At 63.4% G+C, this 7,902-nt stretch carries 6 protein-coding genes; all 6 read left to right on the forward strand.

Translation table 11 applies throughout. The features are described 5' to 3' along the window. The first annotated feature begins 50 nt into the window (after positions 1-50). Positions 51-725 carry a DUF1028 domain-containing protein gene (locus tag K206_RS0117820; protein WP_020203754.1) on the forward strand — a complete coding sequence of 225 codons (675 nt, stop codon included), beginning with the start codon at positions 51-53 and terminating at the stop codon, positions 723-725. After that, positions 718-1,908 carry an acetylornithine deacetylase gene (gene argE / locus K206_RS0117825; RefSeq protein WP_029043766.1) on the forward strand — a complete coding sequence of 397 codons (1,191 nt, stop codon included), beginning with the start codon at positions 718-720 and terminating at the stop codon, positions 1,906-1,908. The genes K206_RS0117820 and argE overlap by 8 nt, the downstream gene beginning before the upstream one ends. 27 nt (positions 1,909-1,935) lie before the next feature. Then, positions 1,936-3,501, forward strand: coding sequence for an acetolactate synthase large subunit (locus K206_RS0117830; protein ID WP_020203756.1), 1,566 nt, complete (start codon positions 1,936-1,938; stop codon positions 3,499-3,501). A gap of 131 nt (positions 3,502-3,632) precedes the next feature. Continuing rightward, entirely contained in the window at positions 3,633-4,652 is a 1,020-nt protein-coding gene (locus tag K206_RS0117835) for a tripartite tricarboxylate transporter substrate binding protein (RefSeq protein WP_043366854.1), read from the forward strand. 420 nt (positions 4,653-5,072) lie between these two features. Next, positions 5,073-5,822 (forward strand): autoinducer binding domain-containing protein, encoded by a 750-nt coding sequence (locus K206_RS0117840; RefSeq protein ID WP_020203758.1) that lies wholly within the window; start codon positions 5,073-5,075, stop codon positions 5,820-5,822. 567 nt (positions 5,823-6,389) lie between these two features. Next, on the forward strand, positions 6,390-7,902 hold a 1,513-nt coding region (locus tag K206_RS42950; RefSeq protein WP_155888120.1), incomplete at its 3' end, for a hypothetical protein.

Genomic DNA, 7,902 nt, shown 5'->3' on the forward strand with positions numbered 1-7,902 from the left:
CGCGGTCATTCCGGACGGCTGGCAGCCGGCCCGGGCCTGAGGAGCGCGACATGACTTTTTCCATCGTCGGGTTCTGTCCCGAGACCGGCCAGCTTGGCGTCGCCATCAGTTCCTCCAGCATCGCGGTCGGCGCGCGCTGCCCGTGGCTGCGCCCGGGGGTTGGCGCGGTGTCCACGCAGAACATCACGCTGCCGTCGCTGGGGCCGCGGATTCTCGACCTGCTGGCCTCGGGCGCCGCTCCCGCTCCGGCGCTGGCGCAGGCACTCGATGCCGACCCGTGGCGCGAGCACCGCCAGGTCACGGTCATCGACGCGCGCGGCGGCACCGCGTCGTTTACCGGCGCCGAGGCGCTTGGCATTCACCATGCCGTGGCTGGCAAGGATTGCGTCGCGGCGGGCAATCTGCTCGCGCGGGCGGAAGTGATCGCGGCAATGGCCCGGGCCTTCGAGCAGGGTCCGGGGCCGTTGCCTGAGCGCCTGCTGGCCGCGATGCATGCCGCGGTCGCGGCGGGCGGCGAGGCCGGGCCGGTGCATTCCGCGGCGCTGGCGGTGGTGGGCGAGGTCGGTTGGCCGATCGTCGACCTGCGCGTCGACTGGGCCGACGCCGACCCGATCGCGTCACTCGACGCGCTCTGGCGGGCCTACCGGCCCCAGATGCAGGATTACCTAACGCGCGCCCTGAATCCCACGGCCGCGCCAAGCTACGGAGTGCCCGGCGATGAATAACGCAACCAGTCGCGCGCTGCTCGCGCAGTTGATCGCATTCCCGACCGTCAGCCGCGAGTCGAACCTCGCGTTGATCGATTTCGTGAAGGACTACCTCGCGCAAGCCGGCGTGGCATGCGAACTGTTCTTCAATGAGGACCGCACCAAGGCCAATCTGTTCGCCACGATCGGTCCCCGCGACAAGGCGGGCATCGTTCTTTCCGGCCACACGGACGTGGTGCCCGCGGACGGGCAGGCCTGGACCGTGGATCCCTTTTCCCTCACGGAAAGGGACGGCCGCCTCTACGGCCGCGGCACCGCCGACATGAAAGGCTTCATCGCCTCGGTGCTGGCCGCAGTTCCGGCGTTGCTGGCGCAGCCGCTGCGGCTTCCCGTCCACCTCGCGTTTTCCTACGACGAAGAGGTCGGCTGCCGCGGCGTGCGGTCGATGCTGGCCGAGCTGGAGACGCGTTTTCCGCTGCCGGCGATGTGCCTGATCGGCGAGCCGACCTTCATGCGCCCGGTGCTGGGCCACAAGGGAAAGCTGGCCATGCGCTGCCGGGTCAACGGCTTCGCCTGTCATTCGGCGTATGCGCCGTCGGGCGTCAATGCCATCGAGTACGCCGCGCAGCTGATCACGCGCCTGCGCGACATGGGCGTCCGCCTGGCGCGGCCCGAGCACCACGACGACCGCTTCGATCCGCCGTTCTCGACCATCCAGACCGGCACCATTTCCGGCGGCCGCGCGCTCAACATCGTGCCCAGCGAATGCGAGTTCGACTTCGAGGTGCGGGTGCTCCCGGGGTTCGATCCGGAGGTTGTCCGGCATGAGCTGCAGAGCTACGCGGGCAGCGAGCTCGTGCCCGAGATGCGGCGCGTGCACCCGGAGGCGGGCATCGACCTGCAGCCGTTGAGCGCCTACCCCGGCCTGGCGACGGAGCCGGACAGCGAGGCGGCCAGGCTGCTGGCGCTGTTCAGCGGCTCCTCGGATTTCGGCACCGTGGCCTATGGCTCCGAAGGCGGGCTCTTTCTCCGGTCCGGCATTCCCACCGTGATCTGCGGGCCGGGAAGCATGGACCAGGGGCACAAGCCGGACGAGTTCGTGTCCGTGGCGCAGCTCGACCAGTGCGACGCGATGCTGGCGCGCCTCGTCGCCTACATGCGGGAGCCGGCCATGCCGGCCGGCGGCGACCCGCGCCCGTAACCCTTTCCGATCGGCAGGAGGAGCAATATGAATGGCGCGGAGGCACTGGCGCACACACTCGTGGATGCCGGGGTGGATGTCCTGTTTGCCAACCCCGGAACATCCGAGATGCATTTCGTGGCGGCGCTGGACCGGGTCGCCGGAATGCGCTGTGTATTGACGCTGTTCGAAGGGGTGGCAACCGGCGCGGCGGATGGTTATTTCCGGATTGCCCGGCGCCCCGCGGGCACGCTGTTGCACCTGGGGCCGGGCCTGGCCAACGGGCTGGCGAACCTGCACAACGCCAGGAAAGCGCATTCGGGCATCGTGAACGTGGTGGGCGACCATGCCACGGCCCACCTGGCCCTGGATGCGCCATTGACGTCCGATCTTGCCGCGGTGGCCCGCTCGATGTCGCACTGGGTCGGCACGGTGCCCGCGGCGGCAGAGATGGCGCGGATGGGCCGGGCGGCGGTGGCGGCGGCGCAGTCGCGTCCCGGGCAGGTCGCGACCTTGATCCTGCCGGCGGACAAGGCCTGGTCCGAATTCGACGGCGAGGCGCCGGCGCTGGGTCCGGTCGGCCCGGCCGCGCTGGAAGCCGTTGCCCCGGACACGGTGGAGCAGGCGGCGGCCCTGCTGCGCGAGCACGGCGCCTCGACGCTGCTGCTGCTGGGTGGCCCCGCGGTGCGCGGCGATGCCCTGCAATGGGCCGGGCGCATCGCGGCCGCGACCGGCTGCGCCGTGATGAGCGAGCTGTACGCCGAATGCATCGAAAGAGGCGCCGGGCGCGTGGCCTTGCCCCGGTTGCCGTACGCCGTGGATGCGGCCATGTCGATCCTGCGCCGGTTCCGGCGGATCGTCCTCGTCGGGGCGGCGGCGCCCGTGGCGTTTTTCGCGTACCCGGACAAGCCCGGGCGGCTGACCGCGCCGGATACGGAAATCCTGGCGCTGGCCCGGCGGGGCAACAATATGGAAGACGCGCTACGCCGGCTGTGCGAGGCGCTCGACGCGGTATACGTGCCATACCTTGCCTGTGAACTGCCGTCGCCTTCGGTCTTGCCCGCGGAGACGGACGCGCTGAATTCGGACACCATTGGCGCACTGCTTTCGACCCTGATTCCGGAGCATGCGATCGTCGTCGACGAGGCGGTCACGACGGGGCGGGGCTTCGACGCCGCCACCCGAAACGCGGCGCCGCACGACTGGCTGACGATCATGGGCGGGTCGATCGGATATGGCTTGCCCGCGGCCGTCGGCGCCGCGATGGCGGCGCCGGATCGCAAGGTCATCGCGCTCGAAGGCGACGGCAGCGCGATGTACACCCTGCAGGCGTTGTGGACGATGGCCCGCGAGCAACTGGACGTCACGGTCATCGTGTTCGCCAATCGGCGCTACCAGATACTGGAAGGCGAATTCTCACGGATCGGGGCAGGGGTGCCGGGCAAGCGCGCCGCCGGCATGCTGACCATCGGCGGCCCCGATCTGCAATGGGTCGCTCTGGCCGCGGGGCATGGCGTTCCCGCGTGTCGCGCGGCCAACGTGGCGGAGCTGAGGAAGGCGATCCGGCATGCGCTGGCGTCGGGCGGCCCCAGTCTCATCGAAGTGTTGTGCTGACGGAAGAAGCATCAGGTCGGAAAATCATAAAGACAAATAGCCGTTCTTGTGGCGGTTCCGGATTGGTCCATCGACGATGGGGAAGTGGAATTCTCATATAACCATGCCAAGGCAGAAATAGGAGGAAGATCATGTACGGAAGAGACAACGAGAAAAAACACGGCATCTCGCGCAGGGTTCTGGCTTCGCTGTGTGCATCGCTGCTATTGACGGCAGCGGCGCAGGCGGCAATCGCATCCGACGGAAAATGGCCCGGCCAGAAGCCCGTGACGCTGGTGGTCGGCTATCCGCCCAGCGGCGGCGCCGACACCGTGGCCAGGCTGCTGGCCGAGCGGCTGAGCAAGAAGTACAAGCAGCGCTTCATCGTGGAGAACCGTCCCGGCGCGGGCGGCACGATCGCCGCCACGCACGTGGCCAAGTCTCCCGCGGACGGATACACGCTGCTGGCCTCCGCTTCGTCGGAACTGACGGTGGTTCCCACGGTGCGGCGGAACCTGCAATATGACCCGGCCAGGGATTTCGAGCCGATCGCGATCACCAGCCAGACAACCTACCTGCTGGTGGCGTCGCCGTCGTTCGCGCCCAATACGCTTCAGGAACTGGTGGCCTACGCGAAGGCCAATCCGGGGAAGGTCAGCTATGGATCATATGGCCAGAATACGTTCACGCACCTGACCGGAGAGTTTCTGCAATTGCTCACCGGCACCAGGCTGCTGCACGTGCCGTACAAAGGCAGCGCGGACCTGATTCCCGCGCTGATAGGCAATCAGATCGACCTTTCGTTCAACTCGCCCGCCGAGGTCCTCGGCCAGATCCAGGCGGGACGCATCAAGGCGCTCGCCGTGACGGCGCCGGAACGCCTCAAGGCATTGCCCGCGATTCCGACCAGCGCCGAAGGCGGTTATCCCGATTTCGTCGCGCGCGGCTGGAATGGCCTGATGGCGCCCAAGGGCACGCCCGCGGCCGTTCTGGACGACCTGAATGCGTCCGTCAACGAGATCATGCGTTCCCCGGACATGGAGCAGGAACTGCAGTCGAGAGGCATCGAGCCGGGCGGAGGCACGCGCGAGGCGGTGCGAAGCCGGATTCGCGACGAACTCAAGCGCTGGCGCGATGTCGTCCAGAAGGTCGGGCTGCCGCTGTCCGACTGACGTCGCGTATTGCCGCCGGACAGGTCCGGGCCACTCCCTGGCGTGGCCTGGATGCCGTGGAGGGTTTGGCGGCTTGATTTGCAGCCTGCGAGCGCAGGCTCAGGGAAGGGCGGGGCCTGTTATTGCCTGCAAGGTTTCAGGTTTCGCAGCCGTTGCGCCATCGCGTGCCGCTGGCGCGGTTGAGGCCGGTTGAAACCCGGAAACGGCTTTTCGGGAAAGCTGTAAAAACTGACAGGTAGCGTTGCCATCCCCATCCCGGAATGAGGTGTTCCGCTCACGTGAAGCGACGTCCGGCGTTATAATCCCCGTGTGCGATGGGTACTTCACATTGCACTCCAATGTCGTCATCGAGGTTTAAAGTTTTTTGTGTGGCAGACCGTAATACGGTCGTCACGCGATGAAGCCGTCATGGATGGGCCGATGTATTCGTTTGAGGTGCTGTTTGCGGCGAATTCGCAAGAAGAGGTTGGTGCATTTCTGCATCGCCCCCTCGGCAATCTGGGATTCGGCTATTTCTTTTATTTGCCGCTGATCGTGTCGGCGGATACCAGTCAGTTCTTCGAGAGTGACGAAATCGTGGTGCCACCCGAGCATCTCGGCGCCAAGCGCATTGTCAATGCCTATCCCGATTCGTGGGTGCTCCGTTACCAGGAAGCCGGGCACGTCGCGGTCGACCCCATCGTGAAATCGGCCACCAGCGGCAACCTGCCGATCCACTGGGATGTGGTCGAACGGCAGACCGGAGCGCATCGCGTGCCCGACGAAGCGCGCGAGCACGGGCTGCTGTCGGGTATCACGATTCCGATCAGCAGTTTCGACGGCAATCGCGCGCTGTTCAGCGCGGCGTCCGATACGGTGCCGGACAAGTCCAGGAGGCACGCGGAAATGCTCTCGAATCAGGTGCTGCTGACCGCGATCTACCTGCACGAGGCGTTGCTCAAGCTCGACGCGCCGCCTGCCGACGCCGCTACGCCAAAGCTGACGCCACGCGAGAAGGTTTGCCTGCAATGGGCGGGCTTGGGCAAGACGTCGTGGGAAATCTTGCAGATCCTCAGCATTGCCGAGCGGACGGTGGTTTTCCATATCGGCAACGCAACGCGCAAGCTTAGGGCAACCAACCACAGGCAGGCGGTGGTGCGGGCTGTGCGCCGGCGCATTATCTCCATCTGACGAATTCAGCATTCGAACCGGTGTCGCCTCTGCTTCCAGGCGATACCGAATTAGACGGCCGGACCACCGCGTTCTTGGGGTTCTGTCTCAGGCCCGTTTCCGTGTAGCTATAATTCCCCGAAATGAATATTGCTGAGAGGTCTACGTGCGAATCCGGATCTGGTCGTTGCTGGTGCGTTGATAGATCGGGGCCAGGAACTCGAGGACGCTTTCGATCTTGTGGTCTTTCTGTCTGTTCCGACTGAGATTCGGCCGGCTCGCTCTAGATTGTAGGAAGAGCTTCAGTTCGGTTTGGCCAATCCGAAGCTCCTTGCGCAGGCGGAGCAATATAACGAGGGTACGGCGGAAGGGTGGGTGCAGTCATGAGTTGCATCGGAGTTGGCTCAAAAGTCGAGCATATTCGGTCCTGCGCTTGAGAGGGGGCTGTAGGGGGCAGGTTGTAGACCTTTGATGCGAGTAAGTCGATTGCGTCGCGATCGGGAGATCGAGCCTAAGGGTGAGATATTTTCGTTGCATCCACTTCAGACCAGAAACGATGAGGCTATGAGCATGTCGCCTGAGGAGATCATGAGTGAATGGCTGGCGGACCTCAAGGGGGCCATCTTGGCACTTGAGGCCACTGGTGTCACCGGTTTTGAGGGATTCGTTCGGGTCACCCTTACTGCATTAACGGGTATTCCCTTTCGATTGGCTGCAAGTGGCTTACAGGGAGGAATGGACGGTGACGCAGCGTTGCGAAGTGACGCCGTGAGCTTCGAGGCAAAACGATATTCTGGGAATATTCAACGAAATGAGATTCTAGCAAAAATCGCCGACCTCGCTCGCAAAAGAGGCGCTCCGGATCGACTTTGGGTTCTTGGGGCAACAACTGAAATAAACGCTCAACTAGCGACCGCCGTACGAGAGGTAGGAGAGCAAAATGCAATCTCCACTCTCATCCTCGATTGGACCGTTGATCTCCTACCTCTCTTGGCCGTAGCCGTCGTGGCTGCCGGCAATCCTGCGATAGCTTTCCTAGTCGCGCATTGTGACCCGAAACCTGACCGAGAGAAATTAAATAAAACGTTCAGATATATTCGAGAACACCCCAATTTCGACGGTCTGCTGAAAAAGCTCCAGTCGAATCTGAACGTTTCGTCCTTAGCAGTGGCTCGTTCCATAGTGATAAACATGGCCTGGCGGGCGGCTTCTTTTGGGTCCGAAAATATAGCTCGCGAACGGCTGGGGCAAGCATTGGCGATAGGTGCTCAACTTGAGTTGCCGCCATTGCGCACTACCGAGCGGGATATGGTGAAGATAGGCTTGACACTTGGCCAAAGCATTGTCCTTTCTGGGGGCGAGGGGCACGGTAAGTCATGGCTCGCCGCGCAGATCTGCTGCGATCATGAAGGCATTGCCCTCTTCGCGAGCGCGGAACAGTTTGGTGGTGCCTCTCAGGAGAACCTTGACGAGTATCTCGTTGAACTTTTGATTAAACAGACCGGCGATGTGTCGGATGAAGCAATTAGGCTGAGATGGCGCCATAGACTTGCTGCTTGGCGGAGTCAACCGCCAGCATCCTCTTTGCTTGTCATTGTGGATGGTATCAATCAGCGACAGGATTTTCGATGGGACCGAATCCTCAACGGTCTGCAGCAGAGATTGCAGGCTATCGGAGGATCTCTGATCGTGACGGTGCGCCCGCAGTTCTGGCAAAAGACCGTTGCTCCTGGTCTCACCTTCAAGCCAACGCAGATCGACGTGCCGGAATGGTCGCCGGGTGAGCGTGATCAACTGCTGGTGCATTATGGCGTTAGCCTTGAATGGCTCGACAGTGCCACACTTCAAACTCTTCGCAATCCACGCCTGCTCGGGGTCGCAGTTGCCACCTTGCCTCATCGGGACTCAATAGCTTGGAAAGGGCTGACGACTGACAGAATTCTCATGGAGCATCTTCGGGCTTCGCAGCGAGAGAACTTCGAAGAGGAGACGCTGCTCGCCCTGACCGAGCGCCTCAGCACTCATGCAAGGAAAGTGTTGGAGCGAGTACGCGCTTCGTTAAACGAACCACCGCAAAATTTGAACCTGTCAGATTTTTTGT

This window comes from Cupriavidus sp. WS, assembly GCF_000395345.1.
GTDB lineage: Bacteria > Pseudomonadota > Gammaproteobacteria > Burkholderiales > Burkholderiaceae > Cupriavidus > Cupriavidus basilensis_B.